21 protein-coding genes are annotated in these 24,772 nt (G+C 74.1%); 12 read left to right on the plus strand and 9 right to left on the minus strand.

Going from position 1 to position 24,772, the window contains the following annotated elements; translation table 11 throughout:
• The 3 genes from ABWI04_RS08830 to coaE form a co-directional block, all read left to right on the plus strand.
• A partial coding sequence (locus ABWI04_RS08830) for an endonuclease/exonuclease/phosphatase family protein (RefSeq protein WP_353832044.1) occupies positions 1–874 on the plus strand: 874 nt, incomplete at its 5' end.
• A 92-nt stretch (positions 875–966) separates the two neighbouring features.
• Entirely contained in the window at positions 967–1,458 is a 492-nt protein-coding gene (locus ABWI04_RS08835; protein ID WP_345175358.1) for a GNAT family N-acetyltransferase, read from the plus strand.
• Between the two features lie 42 nt (positions 1,459–1,500).
• Positions 1,501–2,100 carry a dephospho-CoA kinase gene (coaE, locus tag ABWI04_RS08840; protein WP_345175357.1) on the plus strand — a complete coding sequence of 200 codons (600 nt, stop codon included), beginning with the start codon at positions 1,501–1,503 and terminating at the stop codon, positions 2,098–2,100.
• On the opposite strand, the gene ABWI04_RS08845 is transcribed toward coaE, so the two are convergent.
• Complete coding sequence (locus tag ABWI04_RS08845; RefSeq protein ID WP_353832045.1) at positions 2,097–7,961, minus strand: WD40 domain-containing protein; 5,865 nt, start codon at positions 7,959–7,961, stop codon at positions 2,097–2,099. The genes coaE and ABWI04_RS08845 overlap by 4 nt on opposite strands.
• A gap of 67 nt (positions 7,962–8,028) precedes the next feature.
• Here ABWI04_RS08845 and ABWI04_RS08850 point away from each other — a divergent pair, with 67 nt between their 5' ends.
• On the plus strand, positions 8,029–9,255 hold the full coding sequence (locus ABWI04_RS08850) for an ArsB/NhaD family transporter (RefSeq protein WP_353832046.1): 1,227 nt from the start codon (positions 8,029–8,031) through the stop codon (positions 9,253–9,255).
• 18 nt (positions 9,256–9,273) lie between these two features.
• Here ABWI04_RS08850 and ABWI04_RS08855 read toward each other — a convergent pair whose 3' ends face one another.
• From ABWI04_RS08855 to ABWI04_RS08865, 3 genes are read right to left on the minus strand one after another with little or no spacing between them, the layout of a single operon-like run.
• Positions 9,274–10,158, minus strand: a complete 885-nt coding sequence (locus ABWI04_RS08855) for an inositol monophosphatase family protein (protein ID WP_345175350.1) — start codon at positions 10,156–10,158, stop codon at positions 9,274–9,276.
• A gap of 30 nt (positions 10,159–10,188) precedes the next feature.
• Positions 10,189–10,896 carry a hypothetical protein gene (locus tag ABWI04_RS08860; RefSeq protein WP_353832047.1) on the minus strand — a complete coding sequence of 236 codons (708 nt, stop codon included), beginning with the start codon at positions 10,894–10,896 and terminating at the stop codon, positions 10,189–10,191.
• Between the two features lie 35 nt (positions 10,897–10,931).
• Positions 10,932–11,945, minus strand: a complete 1,014-nt coding sequence (locus ABWI04_RS08865) for a hypothetical protein (RefSeq protein ID WP_345175345.1) — start codon at positions 11,943–11,945, stop codon at positions 10,932–10,934.
• Positions 11,946–12,129: 184 nt separating this feature from the next.
• Between ABWI04_RS08865 and ABWI04_RS08870 the strand changes: the two genes are divergently transcribed.
• Positions 12,130–13,281, plus strand: a complete 1,152-nt coding sequence (locus tag ABWI04_RS08870; protein ID WP_345175344.1) for a sensor histidine kinase — start codon at positions 12,130–12,132, stop codon at positions 13,279–13,281.
• Positions 13,282–13,377: 96 nt separating this feature from the next.
• Positions 13,378–15,495, plus strand: coding sequence for an excinuclease ABC subunit UvrB (uvrB, locus tag ABWI04_RS08875; protein ID WP_353832048.1), 2,118 nt, complete (start codon positions 13,378–13,380; stop codon positions 15,493–15,495).
• Between the two features lie 112 nt (positions 15,496–15,607).
• Here the strand turns inward: uvrB and ABWI04_RS08880 are convergent, their stop codons facing one another.
• The gene (locus tag ABWI04_RS08880; protein ID WP_353832049.1) at positions 15,608–16,363 is read right to left on the minus strand and encodes a GNAT family N-acetyltransferase; all 756 of its coding nucleotides are present in this window, start codon (positions 16,361–16,363) and stop codon (positions 15,608–15,610) included.
• A 361-nt stretch (positions 16,364–16,724) separates the two neighbouring features.
• Complete coding sequence (locus ABWI04_RS08885; protein WP_353832051.1) at positions 16,725–17,318, minus strand: hypothetical protein; 594 nt, start codon at positions 17,316–17,318, stop codon at positions 16,725–16,727.
• Positions 17,319–17,511: 193 nt separating this feature from the next.
• On the opposite strand from ABWI04_RS08885, the gene ABWI04_RS08890 reads away from it, so the two are divergent.
• The 4 genes from ABWI04_RS08890 to ABWI04_RS08905 all read left to right on the plus strand — a co-directional run bounded on the left by ABWI04_RS08890 (position 17,512) and on the right by ABWI04_RS08905 (position 21,345).
• On the plus strand, positions 17,512–18,621 hold the full coding sequence (locus ABWI04_RS08890) for an ADP-ribosylglycohydrolase family protein (RefSeq protein ID WP_353832052.1): 1,110 nt from the start codon (positions 17,512–17,514) through the stop codon (positions 18,619–18,621).
• A gap of 55 nt (positions 18,622–18,676) precedes the next feature.
• Entirely contained in the window at positions 18,677–19,183 is a 507-nt protein-coding gene (locus ABWI04_RS08895; RefSeq protein WP_345175336.1) for a GNAT family N-acetyltransferase, read from the plus strand.
• Between the two features lie 84 nt (positions 19,184–19,267).
• Positions 19,268–20,305: an SGNH/GDSL hydrolase family protein gene (locus ABWI04_RS08900; protein WP_353832053.1), complete on the plus strand. Its 1,038-nt coding sequence runs from the start codon at positions 19,268–19,270 to the stop codon at positions 20,303–20,305.
• A 74-nt stretch (positions 20,306–20,379) separates the two neighbouring features.
• Positions 20,380–21,345 (plus strand): CapA family protein, encoded by a 966-nt coding sequence (locus ABWI04_RS08905; RefSeq protein WP_345175332.1) that lies wholly within the window; start codon positions 20,380–20,382, stop codon positions 21,343–21,345.
• Positions 21,346–21,352: 7 nt separating this feature from the next.
• Here the strand turns inward: ABWI04_RS08905 and ABWI04_RS08910 are convergent, their stop codons facing one another.
• On the minus strand, positions 21,353–21,940 hold the full coding sequence (locus ABWI04_RS08910) for a TetR/AcrR family transcriptional regulator (protein ID WP_353832054.1): 588 nt from the start codon (positions 21,938–21,940) through the stop codon (positions 21,353–21,355).
• Positions 21,941–21,988: 48 nt separating this feature from the next.
• Here ABWI04_RS08910 and ABWI04_RS08915 point away from each other — a divergent pair, with 48 nt between their 5' ends.
• A complete protein-coding gene (locus ABWI04_RS08915) occupies positions 21,989–22,807 on the plus strand; it encodes a class I SAM-dependent methyltransferase (RefSeq protein WP_353832055.1) in 819 nt (272 codons plus the stop codon).
• 9 nt (positions 22,808–22,816) lie between these two features.
• Here ABWI04_RS08915 and ABWI04_RS08920 read toward each other — a convergent pair whose 3' ends face one another.
• Positions 22,817–23,311 (minus strand): pyridoxamine 5'-phosphate oxidase family protein, encoded by a 495-nt coding sequence (locus ABWI04_RS08920; protein WP_353832056.1) that lies wholly within the window; start codon positions 23,309–23,311, stop codon positions 22,817–22,819.
• A 52-nt stretch (positions 23,312–23,363) separates the two neighbouring features.
• Here ABWI04_RS08920 and ABWI04_RS08925 point away from each other — a divergent pair, with 52 nt between their 5' ends.
• Positions 23,364–23,885, plus strand: coding sequence for a GNAT family N-acetyltransferase (locus ABWI04_RS08925; RefSeq protein ID WP_353832057.1), 522 nt, complete (start codon positions 23,364–23,366; stop codon positions 23,883–23,885).
• A gap of 6 nt (positions 23,886–23,891) precedes the next feature.
• Here ABWI04_RS08925 and ABWI04_RS08930 read toward each other — a convergent pair whose 3' ends face one another.
• On the minus strand, positions 23,892–24,635 hold the full coding sequence (locus ABWI04_RS08930; protein ID WP_345175325.1) for a YqjF family protein: 744 nt from the start codon (positions 24,633–24,635) through the stop codon (positions 23,892–23,894).
• Positions 24,636–24,772 lie beyond the last annotated feature (137 nt).

Raw genomic sequence — 24,772 nt, forward strand, 5'->3', positions numbered from 1 at the left:
CTGCCGACCGTGCTCGCCAGCACGGTCATCGACGCCTCCAGCAACGCCAAGCTGCGAGCGGAGCTGCTCCCGCGCCCCGCTGCGGGCCCTCACCGCCGGCGCCGCCGCGCTGGTGCTGCTGGCCGGCACCCTCGTGTTCACCGTGGCCGCGCCGGACGGCGAGGCCCCGGCGGCGCCCGCCGCGGGGCAGGTGCGGGTGCTCAGCTACAACATCCACGACGCGGTCAACCAGTCCGGCCGCCTCGACCCGGAGGGCGTCGCCCGCGTCATCGAGGGGCAGCGCGCGCAGGTCGTCCTGCTGCAGGAGGCCGGGCGCGGGTCGCTGCTGTCCGGCACCACCGACGTCGCCGTGTGGCTGTCGCGGCGCCTCGGCATGAAGCTGATCTGGGGGCCCGCCGCCGACGGCCAGTTCGGCAACGCGATCCTGACGTCGCTGCCGGTGCGCAGCTCCGGGACGGGCCGGATGCCGAAGGGCGACTGGTCGCAGATCCGCGGCTACGTGTGGGCGCGGCTGGCCGTCGGCCCGACCACGGTGGACGTGTGGTCGACGCACCTGGAGGGCGGCGACGACCGGGGCGGCGAGCGGGCCCGGGAGATCGCGGCGCTGCTGCGGGCGTGGGGCGGCGCGCCCCGCACGATCATCGGCGGCGACTTCAACGCGGGCCCGGGCAGCCCGGAGCTGACCGCGATGACCGACGGCACCGACCTGCGCAACACCGCGATCGGCGGCGAGCAGTACCCGACCAGGTCCGACGGCACCAGCACCGACTGGGTCTTCGGGTCGGACGGCGTGCTCGTCACCGACTACGACGTGCCCGAGTCCGACGCCTCCGACCACTACCCGGTCGCGGTGACCGTCCGGATCGGCCGGTGAGCGGACGCGGGCGGCGCCTGCCCCTAGGGTCGGGACATGAGTGAAGCGAACCGGGGGGCGCGAGGGGGCGGCTGCCCGCGAGGTGACGGCGCATGAGCGCTGAGACGGTCGCGATCGAGCGGGCGGCCCCTGCGGACGCGGGGGAGATGATGACCGTGCAGCGGGCCGCCTACGTCACGGAGGCCCAGCTGTACGGCGACCCGTTCATCCCCCCGCTGGTGGAGTCGGCCGAGCAGCTGCGCAAGGTGCTGGCCGGGGACGCCGTGGTCCTGAAGGCGGTCATGGACGGCCGCCTCGTCGGCGCCGTCCGCGCCCAGTTCAGCGACCGCACGTGCCTGGTCGGGCGGCTCGTCGTGGCCCCCGACCTGCAGCGCCGCGGCCTCGGGCGGCGCCTGATGACGGAGCTGGAGGACGAGATCGCCGGGCGCGCCGACGCGTGCGTGCTGTTCACCGGCCACCTCAGCGAGGCGAACGTGCGCCTGTACCGGCGGCTCGGCTACTCCGAGACGCACCGGGAGCGCGTCGCCGCGCACCTCACCCTCGTCCACATGCGCAAGACACTCGTCCCCGCCGGGACCGCCTAGCCGCCGGAACCCCTCGCCCGCCGCGCCGCTAGGGTGAGTCCCGTGCTGAAAGTGGGACTCACCGGCGGGATCGGTTCGGGCAAGAGCGAGGTGTCGAGGCGGCTCCGCGGTCACGGCGCGGTCGTCATCGACGCCGACAGGATCGCCCGCGAGGTGGTCGAGCCGGGCACCCCGGGTCTCGCCGCCGTGGTGGCGGAGTTCGGCGAGGACGTGCTGCTCCCGGACGGCGCCCTCGACCGGGAGAAGGTCGGCCGCATCGTGTTCGCCGACCCGGACCGGCTCGCCGCCCTGAACGCGATCGTCCACCCGCTGGTGGGGGAGCGGATGCAGGAGCTGATGGACGCCGCCCCCGCGGACGCGGTCGTCGTCTACGACGTCCCCCTCCTGGCGGAGAACGGCCTGGCCGGCATGTACGACGAGGTCGTCGTCGTGGACGCGCCCGAGGAGGTCCAGCTCGACCGCCTCGTCGCCCGCCGCGGCATGACGGAGGAGGACGCCCGCGCCCGCATGGCCGCGCAGGCGTCCCGCGCCGACCGCCGCGCCGTCGCCACCCACGTCATCGACAACTCCGGCACCCTCGCCGACCTGAAGACCCAGGTCGACGCGCTCTGGGCCTCGCTCACCGGCCGCGCCGCCCCCTAGAACGGGGCGTCGAGGGGGAGGCGGCGGACCTCGGGGAGGTAGGCGTCGAGCTCGCCCGGCTCGAAGCGGCACAGGCCCACGGCGTACCAGAACTCGGCGGTGGCGTTGCCCTCCCACTTGTAGCGTCCGTCGGGGGCCAGGGCGGCCCAGCCCTCGGCCAGGCCGAGGAGGGTGGCGCGGCGCGCGGGGGCGGTGCGGTCGGTGACGTCCCACAGGATGACGGCGCCGTCGTCGCCCGCGGTGGCGAGCAGGGAGCCGTCCGGGCTGAACGCCGCGGACCAGACGCGGCGGGTGTGGCCGGTGAGGGTGTGCAGCAGCCGCCCGTCGGACGGGTCCCAGAGGCGCACGACGAGGTCGTCGCCCGCGCTGGCGAGCATCGCCCCGGACGGGTGGAACGCGGTCGTCCACAGGCGCCCGGTGTGCTCGGTGAGGGTGTGCAGGAGGTCGCCGGTGGACGGGTCCCAGAGGCGGACGGTGCCGTCGTTGCCGGCGCTGGCGAGCGTCTCCCCGGACGGTGAGAACGACACCTGGTACACGCGGTCGCCGTGGCCCCGCAGCGCGGCGGAGAGTTCGCCCGTGCTGGGGCTCCAGAGGCGGACGACGCCGTCGTCGCAGCCGGTGGCGACCAGGGCGCCGCCGGGCTGGAAGTCGATGGAGCGGACGCGGCCCCGGTGGTCGGCGAGGTTGACGATCTCGCGGCCGCTCGTCCAGTACCAGAGCCGGACGGAGTCGTCGTCGTTGGCGGTGGCGAGGACGTCCCCGGACGGCGCGAACGCCTGCGCCCAGACGTGGTCGGTCTCGACGTTCAGTTCGCGTTCGAACGTGCCCGTCCCGGCCTGCCACAGGTGGACGCCGCCGTCGTTGGTGGCGGTGGCGAGCTGCGAGTCGCGGGTGTTGAACGCCGCGGAGGTGAGGTTGTCGGCGACGCCGCGCAGCTCGCGGATCATCCGGCCGGTGCGCGGGTCCCAGAGCCGGACGAGGCCGTCGTTGCCGCTGGCGGCGAGCATGCCGCCGTCGGGGCTGAACGCCACGCCGGTGACGCGGCGGCCGTGGCCGCGCAGCACGACGCGGCACTGGCCGGTCTCGGCGTCCCACAGCCGCGCCGTGCCGTCGTTGCTGCTGGTGGCGAGCTGGGAGCCGTCCGGGCGGAACGCGAACGGCCACACGGCGCCGCGGTGCCCGGCCAGTTCGAGGCGCTGCCGGCCGGTGAGCGGGTCCCACAGGCGGACGGAGCCGGCGCTGTCGGCGGTGGCGAGGCGACCGCCGTCCGGGCTGAAGCCGGCCTGGTAGATCCCTCCGCCGTGGCCGGTGAGGGCGCCGCGCTGCCGTCCGTCCTCCCAGATGCGGACGGACCCGTCGGTGTCGCCGGTGACCAGGAGGGCCCCGTCCGGGTGGAACGCGATGGCGTAGACGCGGCCGGTGTGGCCGAGGAGCTCCTGGCGGATCTCGCCGGTGCGGATGTCCCAGAGCCGGACGACGCCCGCCTCGTCCCCGGCGGCGAGCAGGGAGCCGTCAGGGTGGAACACGGCGCGGAACACCGCGCCGTGGTGGCCGGCCAGCTCCCGGCGCAGCGCGCCGGTGGCGAGGTCCCAGACGCGCAGCGTGCCGCCCGCGTCACCGGTGACCATGAGCGAGCCTGCGGGGTCGAACACGGCGGTGTAGACGGGGGCGGTGTGCCCGGGCAGCTCGTGCAGGAGCCGGCCGGACACGGTGTCCCACACTCTGAGGGTCCCGTCGGCGGCGCCGGCGGCGACGAGGTCGCCGCCCGCGGGGGAGCGTCCCCCGACGACCAGGGGCCACACGCCGTCGGGGTGGACGGCGAAGGTGTGCGCGGTGTGGCCGGTGGCGAGGTCCCACAGGCGGACGGAGCCGTCGGCGGACCCGCTCGCCAGGAGGCCGCCCGCGCCGTCGAAGGCGACCGCGTAGGCGCGGTCGGTGTGGCCCTGGAGGTTGCGCAGCGGCGTGCCCGTGACGGCGTCGCAGACGAGGACGCCGCCGTCCTCGCTGCCGATGGCCAGGACGGAGCCCGCGGGGCTGTAGGCGAGCGGCTGGGGGAGGCGGCTGGTCTGGAAGTGGAAGCCGTAGGGGACGCCCACCGCGGCCGGCGCGACCTGGATGTCGATCGGGCGGCCCGGCGCGATCGCCGCCTCGCGCAGTTCGGGGGCGGCCGCGACGCGGTCGGGGAGCGCGGCGTCGACGAGGGCGGCGCGGGTCCAGCGGCTGCCCTCGACGGCGACGTCCCGCAGGTCGGCGCGGGCGAGGCGGGCCCGGGACAGGTCGGCGCCGCGCAGGTCGGCGCCGGTCAGGGTGGCCTCGTCCAGGCGCGCCCCGGCGAGCGAGGCGTCGCGCAGGACGGCGCGCGAGAGGTTCGCGCCCACGAGCTGGGCGTCGGTGAGGTCGGCGCCGGTGAGGTCGACCTCCTGGAGGTCGCGGTAGGACAGGTCCTCGCCCTGCAGGCGGGCGCCGCGCAGGTCGGTGTGGGCGGGGGTGCGCAGCCGCGTCGTGATGCGGATCGCGTTGGCGCGGGCGATGTCGTCGGCCTCGGGGTCGGCGAGCACCCGGGCCGTCCATTCCTGGCAGGCGCGGGTGTCGGCGAGGTCGCAGAGGAAGTCGACGGCGAGCTGGGTCAGGGCGCGGCGGCCGAGGGCGGCCGGTTCCTCGCCCTTGGCGAACTCGTCCGCGATGTGCCGGGCGACGAGCCACTCCATGACGGACGTGTGGATGAAGCCGAACAGGCCTTCGGGGGTGCGCACGAGCAGGCTTCCGGCGCCGACGGCGTGGGTCACCTGGTGCGGCGACATCCGTCCCCCGGCGAGGCCGGTGAGGGCGTCGGCGACGTCGGCCAGTTCGGCGAGCCGCAGGAACTGCTCGTTGCCCTCCCACAGCCGCAGCGCGAGCGTCCCCACGGCCTGCCACATGTCGTCGACCTCCAGCCCGGACGGGCCGCCCGCGCCGCCGACCCGCTCGGCCTCGTACGCGAGCCAGGACGACAGGATCTCCTGGTAGAGGTCGGCGGGGCTGACGGCGCGGCGCGCCTGCGCGACCGCGCGCAGCCGCTCCTCGGGCAGGTCGGCGATGAACGACAGCATCCGCGGGTTGGACGTCAGCGCCAGCAGCTCCTCGATCCCGGCCAGCAGGGTCAGCCGGTCCTCGGCGGCGTCCTCGTCGCCGTACCGGTTCACCAGGTACGAGCGGACCTGCGGGGGCGTGAACTCCTCCAGGGAGAGGACGCGGCGGTGCGGCAGGACGCCGACCTTCTCGCCGAGGGCGGTGAGCACCTGCGCCTGGGACTTGAAGTGCTGCGTCCGGCTCGCCACGACGATCTTCGCCTTGTCCTGGGCGGCCTGCAGCAGCGTGTCGAGGTGGTCGGCGGCCCGGTCGTAGGTCATCCGCGTCACCAGCTCGTCGAACCCGTCGAAGAGCAGGACGATGCGGCCCTGGCGGAGCATGTAGTGGAACGCCTTGAGGTCGATCAGCTCCTCGCCGTGGTTGGCCAGGTGCGCGGCGACCAGGCCGTCCACGGAGTGCGCCTTGTCGAGCGCCCGCAGCTCGATGAGGATCGGGACGACGTGCGGCAGCTCCTCCGGGATGCGGCGGGCCAGCTCTCGCAGGGCGAAGGTCTTGCCGCGGCCGAAGTCGCCGAGCAGCAGCAGGAACCGCCCGTGGTCGGCGGCCAGCAGCCGCAGCATCTCGCCGACCACGTCGTCGTGGACGTCCGCGCCCGACCGGCGCCCGTCGCCGGGGCCGCTTTCCGGGAGGAACCGGTCGAGTTCCCGGTAGCGCTGGGGGACGTACAGGGCCGGCGGGTAGAGCCCGCCGGCGGACAGCCGCCCCGTCTGGGCCGCGACGTACTCCGACAGGTCGACCAGGCCCTGGAACTCGGTGAGGCTGCGCACCCGGATGCCGCGGCGCAGCGCGTCGTCGCGCAGGGACCGGGCCGGGGCCGGCCCCAGGTACACCAGTTCCGAGCCGTGGTCGGTGCCGTCGGCGTGCACGTGCCGGACGAACGCGTCCACGTCCGCCTCGGTCACCTGCCCCACGTGGGCGCCGATGCGGTACTGGCGGACGAAGCCGTCTTCCAGGTGGGTGAGCAGGAGGTGCGGCGGGTCGGAGCGGCCGTCCTCGCGCGCGGGCGGGACGACGCGCCGGATGGTGGCGCGCTCGAAGCGCGTCTCGCACGCCTCCGTCAGGCGGTCGAGCAGGCGCCCCGTGGGATCGGGGACGGGGTCGGCGGTGCCGTCGCCGCCGGGTCCGAGTTCGGGGGAGGGAGGTGCGGGAGGGGTCTGCGCGAGGGGCGGCGGGAACGTTCCGCCCACGGCCGTCCAGGACCGTTCGAGGCGTTCCGGGCCGCGCCTGGCGGCGTCCTCGGGGATCCAGCGCTCCAGCCCGTCACCGCGCACGACGACGAGCTGGTGCCGGCCGGGGCCCAGCGCCGGGACGCACGGGACGTCGCCGGTGGCCAGCACGGGGACGGCGCCGTACTCCGACTCGGTCCCCTGGAAGAACAGGTTGATGTGGGCGGCGAGGAGCGTCTCCACCGTCTCGGGATCGCGCAGCGCGCCCGGCTCGCCCGTGATGGGCGTGTGCTCGACGGCGCCGAGGCGCAGCCAGCCCTCGTCCTCGAAGTGCCGCAGCCGCTGGTTGAACCAGGCGGCCTGCGCCTGGCCGACGCGCCCGTAGCGGTCCTCCTCGCGGTGGGACTGCGGCAGCGTCGAGTTGAGCCCCGCCACCACGACCTTCAGGTCGGGGACGGGGAACAGCGTCCACGGCTGGGCGCTGTCGAAGATGAGCGCGTCGATGCCCTGGTAGAACTCCTTGAACAGGCCCGCGTAGTGCCGCCACTTGGGCCAGTACGGCGGCTGCGGCTCGATGTCGTCGGCCTCGCAGCTGGAGAAGTACGCCTGGCAGGCCGCGCGGGTGACGTCGTGGGTGCCGGGCACCACCACGACGCGCTGCGCCTCCAGCCCCAGCAGCGCGCGCAGGCTCGTCAGGAACGACAGCGCCTCGGCGAACTCCTTGCGGCTTCCCGAGTGGGTGAGGTTCCCGGTGACGACGAGCAGGTCGGGCCGCGGCACTCCGGCGTCGGCCAGCCGCGTCACGTCGCTCCAGATCCGGTCCTGCAGCTCCACCGCGGTGGTCGGCTCGCCGGGCTCGGCCAGCGTCCGGCCGAAGCGGGGACCGGAGACGTGCAGGACGGTCAGGTGCTCGCGCGGCTCGTGCCCGGTGTCGGCCGTGGGGAACGCGGGCGCGGCGACGGGCGCCCGCCGGGCGGGCCGCTCTCCGGCAGGCCCGGGCCGGCCGCCCCCGCCTCCGGGTCCGTCAGTCTCCTCCAGACGGCCTATCAGCGGTTCCCGGCCACCGGGAAGCGGCCCGGGACGGTTCTGCCCGGCTCCGGGGAAGCCAGGGCCGTCGAGGGGGCGCGCGTGGCCGGCGAGGGCCTGCTGGATCCGGCGCGTCAGCAGCCGCCGCGCCTCGTCCGGGTCGTCCACCCCCACCAGGTCCACGTAGGTGATCGTGGAGAGCAGGCCGTCGATCGGGCAGTCCTCGATGCGGACCGTGACCAGCTTGCGCGCCGGGTCGTCCGGGTCGGCCCGCAGCGCCGCCATCCACTCCATCCGCCCGTACCGCGAGCGCAGGTAGTTGCGCGACAGCACCGCCACCACGACCTTGGCCTCCGACAGGCCCCGGTCCATGTAGTCGATGAAGTTGGTCCCGGGCACGAAGTCCCACGCCTGCATCATCGTGCGGTGCCCGGCGGCCTCCAGCTGCCAGGCGATCCACGACGCCCACCGTTCGTCGGCCGGCGAGTAGCTGATGAAGAAGTCGGTCGGGCGCTCCTGGGGGTGGCCGGGGGTCGTCATGGCGCCAGTATCGCGCGGAGCACGGCCGGAACGCAGTCATCCGGCCGCCTGTGGAATCATGACGCGCGTGCCGCCCCCTCCGACCGAGGCCCTCCGCCGCGCCGCGGGCTCCCTGGGCGTCCTCGACTGGATCCGCATCGCCGTCCTGGGGCTCGGTCTTGTGTTCGTCTCCACCGGCTTGCTGCCCGCCGACACGGCCCGCTCCAGCGTCGGACGGATCGCGCCCCTGCTGCTCTTCCTGTTCAGCGTCATCATCCTGGCGGAGCTGACCAAGGAGGCAGGGGTCTTCGACGCCATCGCGCAGCGGATGGCCCAGGCCGGCCGCGGCAACTACGCCGCGCTGTTCCTGCTGTGCGTGGCGTTCGCGTCGCTCACCACCGTCTTCCTCAACCTGGACACGACCGCGGTACTGCTGACCCCCGTCATGCTGGCCCTTGCGGCGCGCGCGCGGATCGCGACCCTCCCGCTGGCCATGACGACGGTGTGGCTGGCCAACACCGCGAGCCTGCTCCTCCCGGTGTCCAACCTGACCAACCTGCTCGCCGCCGACCGCGTGGCGCTGGAGACCCGGGCGTTCGCCGCGCGCATGTGGGCGCCGCAGCTGGCGGTCCTGGCCGTGACCATGGTCCTGCTGTGGGTCTTCTACTGGCGGCGGCGGATGCGCGGGGAGGAGACCTACGACCCGCCCGCTCCGGCGCCCGTCCAGGACCGGGTGCTGTTCTCCGCCACCGGCGCCGCGTGCCTGCTGTTCATCGGGGCGATCCTCGCCGGCGTGCACACCGGGATCCAGCTCGGCGTCGCCGCGACCGCCGCCGCCGTCGTGGCCGTGGTCGCCTTCGCCGTGCGCGACCGGTCGGCGCTGCGCCCCGCTCTCATCCCCTGGCAGCTCATGGTGTTCGTCACCGGGCTGTTCCTCGTCGTCCCCACTCTGGAGCGTTTCGGGCTGGACGACGCCATGCGCGCACTGATCGGCGAGGACGGCGGAACGGCCGGGGCGGTCCGGGCGGCGTTCTCGGGGGCGGGGCTGTCGAACGTCCTCAACAACCTCCCCGCCTACGTGGCAGGGGAATCGGCCGTGCCCGCCCCGAACAAGGACCAGCTGCTGTCCCTGCTCGTCGGGACGAACGTGGGGCCCGTCATCACGCCCTGGGGGTCGCTGGCCACGCTGCTGTGGTTCGAGTGGTGCCGGCGCTGGGACGTGCGCGTGCCGATGCGCACGTTCGTCCTGGCGGGAACGGTCCTGGCCGTGACGGGCTCGGCCGCCGCCGTCGGAGTCCTCCTGCTGACCGGCTGAGCACGCCCGGGGGAGGGCTCACCGGGCGAGGGAGGCGCGCCCGCCCTGCGGGTCGATCTTCGCCGTGGTCTCCAGGAGCCGGTCGAGCAGTTCGGGACGCGCCGCCACGAAGCCCAGCTCGGACGCCGGGCGGTCGATGCCCAGCTCGTACGGGGCGCCGTCCAGGCGGCGCAGCTCGGCGCCCGCCTCGGCCGCCACCAGCATCCCGGCGGGCAGGTCCACGATCTCGGGCAGGTACCCGACGATGCCGTCGATGTCGCCGCGCGCCAGCATCGTCCACGCCACCAGCGGCGCCCACAGTTGCAGCATGCGCGCGCACCGCAGCTCCAGGGCCGAGCGCATGGCGAACGCCACCGGATCGCCCGCGCCGACCTGGTGGCCCTGCGTCCAGGCCAGCAGCGGGTTCCTCTCCCGCCCCGGCCGGGGGCGGTCGGCCAGCGTCAGGGGCCGCCCCTCCGGGCCCAGGGCGCCCCGCCCGCGCACCGCCGACCACGTCCGGCCGCTCACCGGGTCGTGCACGACGCCCAGGACCGGCTCGGCGCGCGCGCACAACGCGAGCCCGACCGCGTACACCGGCATGCCGATCGCCACGTTGTTGGTGCCGTCCAGCGGGTCGACGAGCCAGACCATCTCCTCGCCGGGCGCGCCGTCGAGGATCCCGGACTCCTCGGCGATGATCCTGTGCCCCGGGTACGCGGCCCGCAGCCGCCCGACGATCAGATCCTCGGCGGCGGTGTCCAGTTCGGTCACCACGTCCCCGCCCGCGCCCTTCGGCCGCACGCCGAGAGGGCCGTCCACACGGGCGCTGAGCAGCGCGCCCGCCGCCTCCGCCGCCTCCACCGCGACGCGGCGGGCCTCGGAGAGATCGACCGGAAGGGCCGCTGACGGGGTCGTGGGTCTCATCGGGCCTCTCCAGTGGGATCCGGCGTCCGGCTACCGGCGCGGTGAGCAGTGGGCTGCGGCGATCCTGCGGGCCGAGCGCCGCAGGGCCCGCAGGGTGTCGGCGTGGGCGGAAAGCGAGCGGCGCACCTTGTGGCTGGGAACGTCCAGAGGGCCGAGCGACAGGTCGCCCCCGCCCGGCGTCAGCCGGCCGAGGGCGACCGTGGCGGCGTCCAGCCCGTCCTCTATGAGCGTGCTGTGGAAGACACCGGCGGGCAGGGTGTACGACTCCCCGGTCCGGTGCGTGCTGGACCTGGCGGGGGCGCAGTGGACGGCCCTCCCGGTCGCCCTCAGCTCGTCCAGGTCGCCCTGGCTCACGACCTCGAAGACCTGCTGCGTCCCCGTTGCGGAAGCCTCGCTGACGTCCATCCGCACGTTCCGGACCGTCCCGTACAGGACGAAGCTGAGCAGGTCCCAGCTGTGGCAGTGGACCGGCGACGTGGTGGACGGCGCCGGACGCACCTCCGGCGTCCAGATGTGCAGGCACACCCCGAAGTCGCCGCTGCGCTCCAGGGGAAGGCACAGGAAGCCCAGGGGATGCCGCACCGCGGGAACGGAGGAGCGGCCCGCCGCGGCGTCCTCCAGGGCTCCGCCGAGGATCCGCCCCGCCCACGCGGGCAGCGTCCGCGCCGCGGTACCGGCGTGGATCTCCTCGCGGATCTCCTCGTACTTCACTCCGGCGGCCTCACCTTTCGCCGACACCCTCCGCACCGGCCGTCCCCCCGGCCCGGGCGGGGTCACTCGTAGGGGTCCTTGGCCCGCAGGGCCTTTCGTATGATCTCGATGACGTCGCGGTCGGTATAGCCCTGCGCGAGGTCGATTCCGATGACCTCGAAGAGCTTGCGCGCTTCCTCCACGGTCGGCTCGTCGTCCAGGGGCGCCAGCCTGGCCTGCTCGACCGGGACGCGCCGCGCCTGGTCGAGGCTGGTCTGCAGTTCCGCGCTCACCCAGCTGTAGTAGAACTTGGCGCTGTCGACGACCAGGGCCTCGCCGCGCGGGTCGTCGCGGGTGACCACCACACGCGAGGACGCGAGGTCGTAGCGCAGGGTCGTCATCGTCTGCGCGAGGCCGATGTCGATGTCGAGCATCGCGAACCGCTGCTTGTGCCAGCACGCCGCCAGGATCGTGGCGTACGCCTCCTTGCGGGTGCGCTCCAGCGTCCACGGCTCGCCCGTGGCGTCCGGTCCGTCCGACACCGAGCGGCGGTGGCGCGCGTACGCCTCGCACACCTCCACGTTCGTGGGGTCGAGGATCTCCAGGCGGAACAGCAGCGTCCGCCGTTCCCGGCGGGCGGCGGCCACGCACTCGGGCAGCGTGCGCGCGCGGATGTAGGTGCCCGTCCCGCCCTTGAAGAACCACCGGTCGGTGTCGCGGCGGGCCTCCGCCAGGACCTGCGCCACCTGCGCCCCGCTGATGACCCGCACGACCGTGGTCTCGTCCAGCGCGCGCTTGGTGTCGGCCAGGACGCCCTCGAACTCCTCGATGTGGGTCAGCTTGGCGTCGAGCTCGCCGAGCGTGGCCGACGAGGCGCGCAGCGTGTCGCGCACCTCCGCCTCGACCGGGATCCTCCGCCCGCGGTCGCGCAGCACCGACGTCGCCAGCAGGCCGATCACCGCGAGGATCCCGCTGTTGGTGATTTCGGTCTCGTTCGGCAGGTTCACCCCGAGGCCGAGCACCGCCACGACGATCGCCAGGACCAGCGCGATCACTGCGTCGGCGTTCTTCCCGAACCAGTCGGCGAATCGGGCCATTGTGCGGTTTCCCCGTCCTTGTCGGCGCCGGGGCGTCGGGGACGCTGAAGGGTCGTCCCCCCCGAACGGCACGACCGGCGCGGTCATCGTAACCACAGCGCCCATTCGCTTTGAAAGCCCTGCAGGTAAGGGCTTCGCTCGCGTGCGAGACAGGCGCCCTTCCGATCGCTATAGGCTCGTCGCCATGCGCGTACGGGGATGGTGGTCGGGGGCATGGCCCACCCGGCGTTCCCGTGCGTTCGACATCGCGATCGCCGTGTCGTTCGCGGTGCTCGACGGCGTCTTCCTGTGGTTCGCCGACCAGAAGTTCTGGCTGCCCCCGCCCGTCGTGTCCGCCTGCAGCGTCGTGCTCGGCCTGGCCCTGATCGTGCGGCGCTCCCACCCGGTCGGGCTGGCCGTGTTCGCGGTGGTCTACGGCACCGTCACGGGCGCCGGAGCGTTCAGCACCCTGATCGTCCTGTACTCGCTCGCCGCCTACACCGCGTCCCGCCGCACGGTGGTGGCGATCGCGCTCGGCGGCTACGTCGCCAGCCTGGTCTTCCCGGCCCCGACCGCGGCGACGGAGTCCTTCCTCGCCCAGTCGATCTTCGGGATCGCGTTCGTCGGGGTCCCCGTCCTGCTGGGCCTCTACATGGGCGCGCGCAAGCAGCTCCTGGCCTCGCTCCAGGAACGCGCGGCGAGGCTCGAACGCGAGCAGCACCTGCTCGCGGAGCGCGCGCGGGGGGAGGAACGCACCCGCATCGCGCGCGAGATGCACGACGTGGTCGCCAACCGCATCAGCGTGATGGTCGTCCACGCGGGCGCGCTGAAGGCGATCGCCGTCCGCGACCCGGCGCGGGCCGCCGAGACCGCCTCGGTCATCGGCGACATGGGGCGCCAGGCGCTGGAGGAGCTCCGCCACGTCGTCGGAGTGCTCCGGCAGGGGGAGGAGGCCCTCCCGCAGCAGGTGGTGACGCTGGCGCACCTCCGCGAGCTGGTCGGCCAGTCCGGCGCCGCGGGCCTGCGCGTGGACCTGACGATCCGCGGCGAGGAGCGCCCCATGCCCGCCGCCGTCGGCCGGACGGTCTACCGGCTCGTGCAGGAGGCCCTCACCAACGTCCACAAGCACGCCGGCGCCGCCGCCACCCGCGTGGAGCTCGGCCTCCTCCCGGAGGCGGTCGAGGTGGAGATCGCCAACGAACCGCCCACGGCCGGGCCCGAGCACCGGCTGCCCTCCGGCGGGAACGGCCTGGTGGGGCTGCGCGAGCGCGTCACCGCCCTCGGCGGCAGCTTCGACGCCGGCCCCCGCGCCGGCGGCTACGCCGTCCGGGCCCGGCTCCCGCTGCCCGCCTCCTGAGCCGGGGCCGCGGCCCCCGCGCGCGGCCGCGGAATGTCGGAGCCCCTGCATACAGTTGGGAGAGCAGGGAGATGGCCGAATCCAGGGGGAGTGTCGATGCGCCCAGTCACGGACCTGCGGCGCCGCGTGGCGCCGTTCGAGGTCGTCACCGAGATGACGCCGTCGGGCGACCAGCCGCAGGCGATCGCCGAGCTCGCCGCCCGCGTCTCGGCCGGTGAGAAGGACAACGTGCTGCTCGGCGCGACCGGCACCGGCAAGACCGCCACGATCGCGTGGCTGGTGGAGAAGCTGCAACGGCCCGTCCTCGTCATGCAGCCGAACAAGACCCTCGCCGCCCAGTTCGCCAACGAGCTGCGCGAGATGCTGCCGAACAACGCCGTCGAGTACTTCGTGTCGTACTACGACTACTACCAGCCCGAGGCGTACATCCCGCAGACCGACACCTACATCGAGAAGGACTCCTCGATCAACGACGAGGTCGACCGGCTGCGGCACTCGGCGACCAACTCGCTGCTCACCCGCCGCGACACCGTCGTCGTCGCGTCCGTGTCCTGCATCTACGGCCTGGGCACGCCGCAGGAGTACGTCGACCGGATGGTCCGGCTGAAGGTCGGCCAGGAGATCGACCGCGACGACCTGCTCCGGCAGCTCGTCGGCATGCAGTACACCCGCAACGACCTCGCCTTCACCCGCGGCACCTTCCGCGTCCGCGGCGACACCGTCGAGATCATCCCGCAGTACGAGGAGCTCGCCGTCAGGATCGAGATGTTCGGCGACGAGATCGAGAAGCTCGCCACCCTGCACCCGCTCACCGGCGAGCTGATCACCGAGGACGAGGAGCTGTACGTCTTCCCCGCCTCCCACTACGTCGCGGGCCCCGAGCGCATGGAGCGGGCCATCGGCCAGATCGAGGCCGAGCTGGAGGAGACCCTCGCCGTGATGGAGCGGCAGGGCAAGATGCTGGAGGCGCAGCGCCTGCGCATGCGCACCACCTACGACATCGAGATGATGCGGCAGGTCGGCACCTGCTCCGGCATCGAGAACTACTCCCGGCACATCGACGGCCGCGGCCCCGGCACCGCCCCGAACACCCTCCTCGACTACTTCCCCGAAGACTTCCTCCTCGTCGTCGACGAGTCCCACCAGACGGTCCCGCAGATCGGCGCCATGTACGAGGGCGACGCGTCCCGCAAGCGGATGCTGGTCGAGCACGGGTTCCGGCTGCCGTCCGCCATGGACAACCGCCCGCTGAAGTGGGAGGAGTTCCTCGGCCGGATCGGCCAGACCGTCTACCTGTCGGCGACGCCCGGCCCCTACGAGATGAACCGCGTCAAGGGCGACGTCGTCGAGCAGGTCATCCGCCCCACCGGCCTGATCGACCCGGAGATCGTCGTCAAGCCCACCAAGGGCCAGATCGACGACCTCATCCACGAGATCCGCGAGCGCACCGAGCGCGACGAGCGCGTCCTCGTCACCACCCTCACCAAGAAGATGGCCGAGGACCTCACCGACTACCTCCTCGAACTCGGCATCCAGGTCCGCTACCTGCACAGCGAGGTCGACACCCTGCGCCGCATCGAGCTGCTGCGCGAGCTGCGCGCCGGCGACTTCGACGTCCTCGTCGGCATCAACCTCCTCCGCGAGGGCCTCGACCTGCCCGAGGTCTCCCTCGTGGCGATCCTCGACGCCGACAAGGAGGGCTTCCTGCGCTCGGAGACGTCGCTCATCCAGACGATCGGCCGCGCGGCCCGCAACGTGTCGGGCCAGGTCCACATGTACGCCGACACCGTCACCCCGTCCATGGAGCGGGCGATCGACGAGACCACCCGGCGCCGCGCCAAGCAGCGCGCCTACAACGAGGAGCACGGCATCGAGCCGCAGGCGCTGCGCAAGCGCATCGCCGACATCCTCGACTCCCTCGCCCGCGAGGACGCCGACACCGAGACCCTGATCGGCGGTGCCGGCCGCCAGCAGAGCCGCGGCAAGGCGCCCGTCCCCGGCCTCGCGTCCCGCACCAGGGAGGCCGGCCGCCACGCCGCCGACCTGGTCGGCGAGCGCCCCCGCGAGGAGCTGGAGGGCCTCATCGAGCAGATGACCGACCAGATGCACCAGGCCGCCACCGACCTGCAGTTCGAACTGGCCGCTCGCCTCCGCGACGAGATCAAGGAACTCAAGCGCGAACTCCGCGACATGAAGGAGGCCGGCGTCAAGTAGCCCCCGGCCGACGACGCCCCGCCGGCAACACCGGCCCACCGACCCCGCGAACCCCAGCCCAGACCGGACGCGCCCACCGGCCCGCCGGGAGCGATCGGCGGGAATGGCCGCTTCAGGGGCGGGTGGGTGACGGGAAGGCGAGGACGAGGCGGTCTTCGACCGGGCGGTAGCCGAGGCGGTGGTAGACGCTGTTGCTGGTCGGGTTGGCGAGGTCGGTGAACAGCACGACCTCCTCGGCGCCGGCGTCCTGGGCGGCGCGGGTGACGGCGGCGGTCACCGCGGCCCCGTAGCCGCGGCGGCGGTGCTCGGCGGGGGTGTAGACGGGCGCCACGCGCGCCGTTCCCGCGATCGCCGGCGTCCGTCCCGCCAGGGCCACCGGGCGTCCGCCCGCCTCCCACAGCACGATGCCGCCCTCCGCGAGCCGCCCGTCGATCATCGCCGTGTTCGGGTCGCCGTGGGCGCCGGCGTCACGGCGGAACGCCGCGTACCAGTCGCGCACCAGATCCTGGTCGCCGACGTCCGCGACGCGCGCGGCGCCTTCCGGCGGCGGGTCCGGCATGTCGAGACCCGCCAGCCGGTGGAGCCGCTCGTGCCGCGCGACGCGGGCCGGGCTTCCGGTCCGGCGGGTCCACGCGTCCGCGAAGTTCTCGGCGGTCTCCTGCGTCCCGTTGACGCCGGGGACCGCCGGCTCGCGTCCGGCCAGAACCTCGGCCAGCTCCGACGCCGCAGGCCCCGGCATCGCGCTCAGCAGGACCGGATACGGCCCCGTCCACACGCAGGTGCCCGCGACGTCGTCACCCGCCGTCCACCAGCCGAACAGCGCCTTCGGGTACAGGCCGGGCCCCAAGGTCCGGATCGCCTTGGTCACCGTCAGCGGCACAGTGTTCGCCACAGGATCGGCGCACAAGAATCCCTCCGCGCGCGCCAGGAACTCTTCGACATCGCCGGTCAGCTTCCACGCCATGCCTCAGCATGCCCCCGGCCACGTCCCGGACGCAGCCCAATTTCAGTGCCCTCAGGTCGTGGCCGGTGGTTCGCTTGGGTAAGGGCGCCCAGCTGACCCGTAACAGCCTGCAAAGGGCCGCGGCGCATCGCTGTGTCACTTCCGGCGCGCACTGGGTGTCCTGCCAGGGACGCGCTCTATGCCCAAAAGCCCGAGGCCGCCACGGGCTAGCTGTCCCAGCGGTGTGGGGAGCTGGCCGGGGCGGCCCTGTTCTGGTGTTGGCTGTTCAGCGCGTGGTCAGGGCGGCGGGGGAGGGGCGCTGTCTGCGGCGGAGGCAGTAGGCGATGGTCGCGGCTGCCAGGAGGGGACCCCAGGCCACGAGAGGGCCGTAGGAGGCGGCGAAGAGGACGAGCCTCCAGCCTTCGAGCCGCACCGCGGTCCCGTCCGGGGCGGTGAAGTCGTTGAAGCCGGGCAGGGCGACGAGCGTTCCCACGGTGAGGAGGGCGGCGCCCGCGCCCGCCGGGACGGCGGCGGCCAGGACCGGCACCCTGCGCCCGCCGAGCCCGGGGACCCGGCGCGGGACGACCTCGCCCCACCGGGAGACGAGGCCGACGGCGAGGAAGGCCAGCGCCTCGCTGAGGACGCTGAGGAAGATCGTGTATCCCCACATCGGGAGCCAGGCGGGGACGTCGCCCCGCGCGTCGCTCGCGTCCCCGCGGAGCGGCCCGATCGGAGCGCCGAAGCCCAGCGCGATCCGCCAGACGCAGGACGGCAGGACCACCAGGCTCGCGGCGTAGGCGGAGACGACCGCCCACCGCGGCGCGTCCTCGACGGTATGGCCGTGCATCCGGCGGACCACCGCCGTTGCGTTCCTCAGCATGTTCGCCCTTCCGGTCGTGCGGTTGCCTGCACGGACAGTGAAGGGCCTGCGCCCGGTGCGGGGCCTCCCTCGTGCGCGTGATCCGGCTCCCCTCCGGGAGGGAGCCGCCACCCTGCCGGCGGAGGGGGGCCGGGGGCCGCCGGTGCGGGTTTCCAGGGCGGTGCGGCGGGACGTGATCGGTAGCGTGTCGGGAATGGCGGACACGGCGGGCGATCGGATGCTGGGGTGCCTGTTCGGAGGGGCGGTCGGTGAGGCGCTCGGACGTCCCGTGGAGGGGATGTCGCTCGCCGAGATCCGCGCGGCCTGCGGACCGGCGGGCGTGACCGGGCTTCCCCGGCGCGCGGAGATCGGGGAGGCGACGCAGCTGAGCCTGCTCACCGCGCAGGCGGGCGTCCAGGCGTCCATCCGGGCCCGGGCGAGGGGGATCGGCGGCGCGTACTTCGGGCTGGCGCAGGCGAACTACCTCGCGTGGCTCCGCGCCCAGGGCGAGCGGATCCCGGAGCAGGACTCGCCGGTGAGCGGTCCGGCGCTGCGCGACCCGGCGGTGACGGCCGGACGCGGCGCCGGCCGCACCACCCTCGCCGCGCTGCGCAGGGCGGCGGAGCGCGGCAAGCCGGGGTGGCCGCTCGGCACGGTGGACGAGCCCGTCAACGACTCCAAGGGCTCCGCCGGGACGGTCCGGGCCGCGCCGTGCGGTTTCGGGCATCCCGATCCGGGGGCCGTCTTCGCCCGGGGGCAGGGCACGGCGGCGCTCACCCACGGCCACCCGTCCGGCCGCCTCCCCGCGGGCACGCTCGCCGTGGCGGTGTCGGCGCTCGTCCACGGCGCCGCCCTCGCCGACGCGCTGAGGGTCGCCATGGCGGAGCTCCGCAAGCACGCCGGGCACGAAGAGACGTCGGCGGCGCTGGAGAAGGCGCTGGCGCTGCCGCTCAGCGGCCCGGCGCCCGAGCGGCTGGAGAGCCTCGGCGGCGGGTTCACCGGTCCGGAGGCCCTCGCCATCGCGGTCCACGCCGCGCTCGCCGCCGAGGCCGCGGGCGGGTACCCGCTGGAGATCGTCCCGCGCGGGATGCTGCTCGCCGTCAACCACTCCGGCGACAGCGACTCCACGGGGGCCGTCTGCGGGAACCTCCTCGGCGCCCGGTACGGTTCGCGGGCCGTCCCCGAGCACTGGCGCGCGGGCGTCGAGGCCGCCGGGACCATCGCCGTCCTCGCCGAGGGCAGCGCCGTCGAGTTCGGCCCGAGCCCGCCCGCCGACTCCTACGGCGAGCCGCCGATGGACTGGCACATGCGCTTCTACGCCTGACCAGGGGCCGGATAATCGGGAGGACGGGGTCCGGGGGAGCGCCTACGATCGCGGCATGGGGCATGAGGTCAGGACGGCGCGGGCCGAGGACCTGCCGGGGCTGGCGGAGATCGAGAACTCGGGGGACGCGATGTTCCGCGAGATCGGGATCGTGTTCCCGCCGGGCCCGACCGTGGTCGAGCAGGTGATCGGGAAGGGCGCGGAGATCGTGGTGGCGGGGGACCCGCCGGTCGGGTTCGCCGCCGTCGAGGAGGTCGACGGGGCCGCGCACCTGGAGCAGATCTCGGTGCGCGGAGACCTGGTGGGGCGCGGGATCGGCGTTCTGCTCCTGGAGGAGGTCAAGGCGCGGGCCGCCGCGGCCGGGGCGCCCGGAGTCAGCCTGCTCACGTTCCGGGACGTCCCGTGGAACGGCCCCTGGTACGCCCGGCACGGGTTCGCGGAACTGCCGCGGGAGCGGTGGGGGCCGGGGATCGCGGCCTACTGGGACGCCGAGGTCGAGGCCGGCCTGCACGAGCTGGGCCCCCGGCTGGTCATGTGGGCGCCGCTCGGGCGTCCCAGTTAAAGATCTACAATGTAAAGGCGGGAACCTGGGGCGCCCGGCGGACGTCTGGCCCATGGACGTCCGGTGCGTGCACGGAGGAGAGCGATGATCAGCCCGGTCGCGTGGGTGCGGGGCCGTCTCGGCGAGCGGGGGGCCGCGCTCGCGCTCCTGGCGCTGCTGCTGGCGCTGGCGGTCGTCCCTCTGGTGGCGATGCCGGCGGCGCGGTGCGAGGTGTTCGGGGCCGGGTGCCACGCTCCGGACCCCGAGCGGCGCGCCGACCCCGTCGTCGCGGGCACCCGGACGATCACCCCGGCCGAGGTGGCGACGCGGGGCGCCTACGTCGCGCTGGGGGACTCGTACTCGGCGGGCGTCGGGGCGGAGGCGACCGTGGGCGACCAGAATCCGCTCGACCGGTGCCACCGGACGTCCAAGGCGTACTTCCACGAGGTCTCACGGGCGTTCCGTTTCGCGAAGGGCGCCGCGTTCTGGGCGTGCTCCGGCGCGACCACCGAGGACGTGCTGGACGGACGGGGCGGCGAACCCCCGCAGATCGGCCGCATCGGACGGGACACCAGCCTGGTCACCCTCAGCATCGGCGGCAACGACGTCGGGTTCTCGCGGGTGCTCGCCGGCTGCGTGGTGAAGCTGCCGTGGGGGCGGGGCTGCTCCGCGCAGGGCGAGGAGATCGCCCGGCGGATGGCCGAGCTCCGGCGGAGCCTGCCCGCCCTGCTGGCCGAGATCACCGCGCGGGCGCCGTACGCGCGGGTGGTCGTGATGTCCTACCCGAAGGCGTTCTCCGAGGTCAGCGGCGTGGACGGGGACAACATCACCGTGCCGGACCAGCGCTGGCTGAACGCGCGGGCCTACGAGCTGGGCGGGGTGATCCGGCAGTCGGTGACGGAGGCCGACGCGCGCAAGGTGGCCGGGCACCGGCACGGCAGCGTCGAGTTCGTGGACGCCTACAGCGCGTTCGCCGGCCACGAGGTCGGCAGCCGCGACGCCTACATGAACGGCCTGACGCTGAACCTCGCGGCGCTCGAAGCGGAGCCGCGCAGCTACCACCCGACGGTCGCCGGGCAGCAGGCGCTCGCCCGGCTCTTCGTCGACCAGATCAAGAAGGGCCCGGGCCGCGCGCTCTCCTGAGGGCGCCGCCCGATCTCGCCGCGACCGGTGAGAGCCGTCCCCGAACAGGGCACGACTGTCCTGGGGGTTCTGCGATGGCCATCACGATCGCTCTCGCGGGGGACACGATGCTCGGACGCGGCGTGGCGGAGGAGATCGCCGCGTCCGGCCCGCACGGCCTGTTCTCCGAGGAGGTGCGCGAGGTCTTCCACGAGGCCGACCTCGCCCTGGTGAACCTGGAGTGCTGCGTGTCCGGGCGCGGGCGGCGGTGGGACGCGCCGGACAAGCCGTTCCACTTCCGCGCGCCGCCGGCCGCGGCCGAAACCCTCGCCGACCTCGGCGTCGACTGCGTGACGCTCGCCAACAACCACGCTCTGGACTACGGGCCGGACGCGCTGGCGGACACGCTCGACATCCTCCGGCGGACGGGCATCCGGACCGTCGGAGCCGGCGAGGACCTCCCGCGGGCGCGGGAGCCCGCCGTCCTGGAGGCGGGGGGAGTGCGGGTCGCGGTCGTCGGCGTCACCGACCATCCGGCCGATTTCGCCGCCGGACCGGACCGGCCGGGCGTCGCCCTCGCCGACCTGGAGGACGGCGTCCCCGGCTCCCTGCTGGAGGAGATCCGGCGGCTCCGCGGCGGCCACGACGCCGTCCTGGTCATGCCGCACTGGGGGCCGAACATGATCCCGGCGCCGCTGCCCTACGTCCGGCGCGCCGCGGGGAGGCTGGTGGACGCGGGCGCGACGCTCGTCGCCGGGAGTTCCGCGCACGTCTTCCACGCCGTGGCGTGGCCGGTCGTGTTCGACATGGGCGACTTCATCGACGACTACGCGGTGGACGCCCTGCTGCGCAACGACCTCGGCCTGCTGTTCCTGGTGACGCTGGACGCCGCCGGGCCGTCCCGGATCGAGGCGGTGCCGATCCGGCTGGACTTCTGCCGCACCCGCCTGGCCGCCGGCGCCGACCGCGCCTGGATCATCGACCGCTTCGCCAAGGCCTGCGCCGCCTTCGACACGCCGGTGACCGTCCGGGACGACCGGATCGTCGTCGAACGGCTGTAGGGGAGGGTCAGCGCAGCGCGGCCGCGACGACCCCGGTGACCGTCCTGCGCACGGCCTCGTCGTCCGGAGGCGCGGCGGTCCGGTCGGCGAACAGCAGGTGGGCGGCGCCGACCAGGGTGGGGGCGAGCAGGTCGACCTCGGCGTCCGCCGCGACGCGGCCGAGTTCGCGCTCGGCGGCGAGGTAGGAGGCGATCATCTCCACGGCCTCGGTGAGCACCGGCACGCCGGCCGGCCAGGTCCGCCGCAGCCGGGCGCGCAGCTCGTCCCGGAAGGTGATGAGGGGGAGGATCGCGACGGCGACCGACGTGAAGACGGCCCTCAGGGCGGCGGAGAGGTTGCCGACGACGGTGCCGGTCCCGGCGGCGTCGCGGAGGGCGGCGGCCTCGGCGTCCATCCGGTCCACGCGGTCCAGCACGAACTCGGCGAGGAAGGCGTCGAAGTCGGCGAAGTGCCGGTGCAGGACGCCCTTGGCGCAGTCCGCCTCGGCGGTGACGGCCCGGCTGGTCAGCGCGCTCGGCCCCTCCCGCAGCAGGACGCGTTCGGCGGCGTCGAACAGCTGCCCGCGCACGTCGCGCATGGCGACCCCTGTCGGCACGGCGGATCCCCCTTGACGAGTGGGCAAGCGCCCATTCATAGTGGGCGCATGCCCATTATAGCGACCGACCCGTCCCCCGAGCCGCATCGCGCCCGCGAGGTGGCGGAGTCCTTCGGCACGGACCCCGAACGCTACGACCGCGCCCGGCCCCGCTATCCCGACGCCCTCGTGGAGCGGATCGCCGCCGCCTGCCCCGGCCCCGACGTCCTCGACGTCGGCTGCGGCACGGGCATCGAGGCCCGCCAGTTCCAGGCGGCGGGCTGCACGGTGCTCGGCGTCGAGCCCGACGCGCGGATGGCCGCCTTCGCGCGGCGCGGCGGCCTGGAGGTCGAGGAGGCCACGTTCGAGTCCTGGGACCCCACGGGCCGGGACTTCGACGCCGTGATCGCCGGGACGGCCTGGCACTGGGTGGACCCGGTCGCCGGAGCGGCCAAGGCGGCGCGGGTGCTGCGCCCGCGCGGCCGGCTGGCGGCGTTCTGGCACGTGTTCCAGCTCCCGCCCGCCGTGGCGGACGCCTTCGCCGCCGTCTACCGGCGGGTCGTGCCCGACTCGCCGTTCACCGTCCACGCGGACAGGCCGGCCATGGAGATCTACCAGATGATGTTCGCCAAGGCCGCCGACGGGATCCGGGCCGCCGGAGGCTTCGGCGCGCCGGAGCAATGGCGGTTCGACTGGGAGCACACCTACACCCGCGACGAGTGGCTGGACCAGATGCCCACCCACGGCACGCTCACCAGGCTCCCGGAGGCCGACCGGGCGCGGGTGCTGGAGGGCGTCGGCGAGGCCGTCGACGCCATGGGGGGCTCCTTCGTCATGCCTTACGCCACCATGGCCGTCACCGCGGTGCGCGACCCCGGCGAGGGGTGACGGGCGGCCTCAGGTCTGCTTCACCGGGTGCACGCGGCGCCGGGTGTCGATCCCGGCGGCGTTGCGCGGGTCGCGGCCCGGCAGGTGAACCTCGTATCCGGTCGCGTCCGCGTGGTAGAGGCGCAGCGGGGCGTCGCCGCTGAGCTCGTCCGGCTGGAAGGCCACCGCGCCCGGACCGGCGTCGGGGAACGCCTCGGCGCAGCGCCGCGGCAGATCATCGTCCGGAACGACGGAGGCCACGGCGTCGACGTAGACGGCGCGGCCCTGCCCGATCTCCACGTTCGAGTCGAAGACGACGAGGGCGACCTCCGGGCGCGCGGCGATGTTGCCGGAGTGTCGCGCGTCCGGGGAGGACACCCAGTAGAACGTGCGGTAGCCGGCGTGCGTGAAGTACACCGGCGACAGGCGGGGCCGGTGATCGGCCTCGCTCGTCCCCAGGGTCATGTACCGGTTCTCGTCGATGACGGCTCGCGCCAACTCGTCCAAATCCTCTGGCAGGCTCATGGAGGAGAAGTCTCGCGGATGGGGCTGACGTCCGCGGACCGGAAGGACGCACATGAACGAGCCGATCGAGGAACCCGGCATCGTCGTCAGGGCCATGCGCCCGGGCGACGCCGGCCGCGTGCTGGCGATCTACCAGGAGGGCCTGGACACCGGCCAGGCCAGCTTCGAGACCACGGCCCCGACCTGGGCGCAGTTCGACGCCGCCAAGCTGGGGCGCCACCGTTACGTGGCCGCCGAGGCGGGCCCGTCGGGCGAGGTCCTCGGCTGGATCGCCGCCGTGCCCGTCTCCGACCGCTGCTGCTACAGCGGGGTGGTGGAGCACAGTGTCTACGTCAGCCTTCGTGCGCAGGGCCGGGGTGTGGGCTCCGCACTGCTGGCCGCCCTGATCGCCTCCACCGAGGAGGAGGGCATCTGGACGATCCAGTCGGGCGTCTTCCCCGAGAACACCTCCAGCCTGCGGCTCCACGCCAAGGCCGGGTTCCGCACGGTGGGCGTCCGCGAACGCCTGGGCCGCCTCAACGGCCGCTGGAGGGACGTCGTCCTCCTCGAACGCCGTAGCCCCCGCGTCCTGTAGCGCGGCTCAGCGGAGCGATCGATCGTCCGGACGGCCGAACCGTACCGGCACGCCCGGCGAGTACAGCACGCTGACCGGTTCCCCGAGCGGCCCCGGCAGGCCCGCCGCGGCCACGAGGTTCTCCTCGCAGCGCAGGAGCGACGCCCGGTGCAGCGGCCACCGCGGATGGACGTTCGGCAGGAACGCGACACGCCCGCGGACGGCGGTGTGCATGCCCCAGCGGGCGGTCAGGAAGTGCTCCAGCTCCGAAGGCTCCTCCACCCGTTCGCCGATCCGCACGGCGATCCGGCTGTAGGCGCCGCGCGGGCCCGGCCAGCGTCGTGAACTGGCGTAACCGATCACGTCGTCCCGGGCTCGGATGGCCATGCGCGCCCACTGGTACGGCAGCCGGACCCCGGCCCTCGCGATCAGCACGGGCAGCAGCCGCGCGGCGTCCAGCGACCGGAAGACCACACCGCGCCGCCCCTGTGCGTCCACCGAGTACAGCCGCACGTTCGTTTCCGGGAACGTCCCGAAGTACGGGACTCCGGGCAGCCTGAACCACCCGACCCGGTCCATCCTGAACGCGATGAGACCGACATAGGTGGCCCCGTGCAGTGTGTCCGGAGCGACGCCCTTCGGTAGCAGCGGCGCCACCCGTCGCGGCTCCACGGCCCAGTGGACGAACGCCAGGTCACGCCACCACTGCGTGATCCACGGCCTGGGGACCACGCCGGGCGGATCGGCCGCGATGGGCTGGGGAACGGGCACCCCGCCATCGTCGCACACGGTCGATCATGTACCTCGCGGTCCGTGCCGGTCCCCCGGAGAACGCCGTCGTCGGCGCCGGTATCCGCGCGGTAACCGGGGGACTCGGAAGTGCCGTCTTCTGATCCCACCGGCAGTGC

Origin of the sequence: Actinomadura sp. NPDC000929 (assembly GCF_040492065.1) — a bacterium.
Lineage (GTDB): Bacteria > Actinomycetota > Actinomycetes > Streptosporangiales > Streptosporangiaceae > Spirillospora > Spirillospora verrucosospora.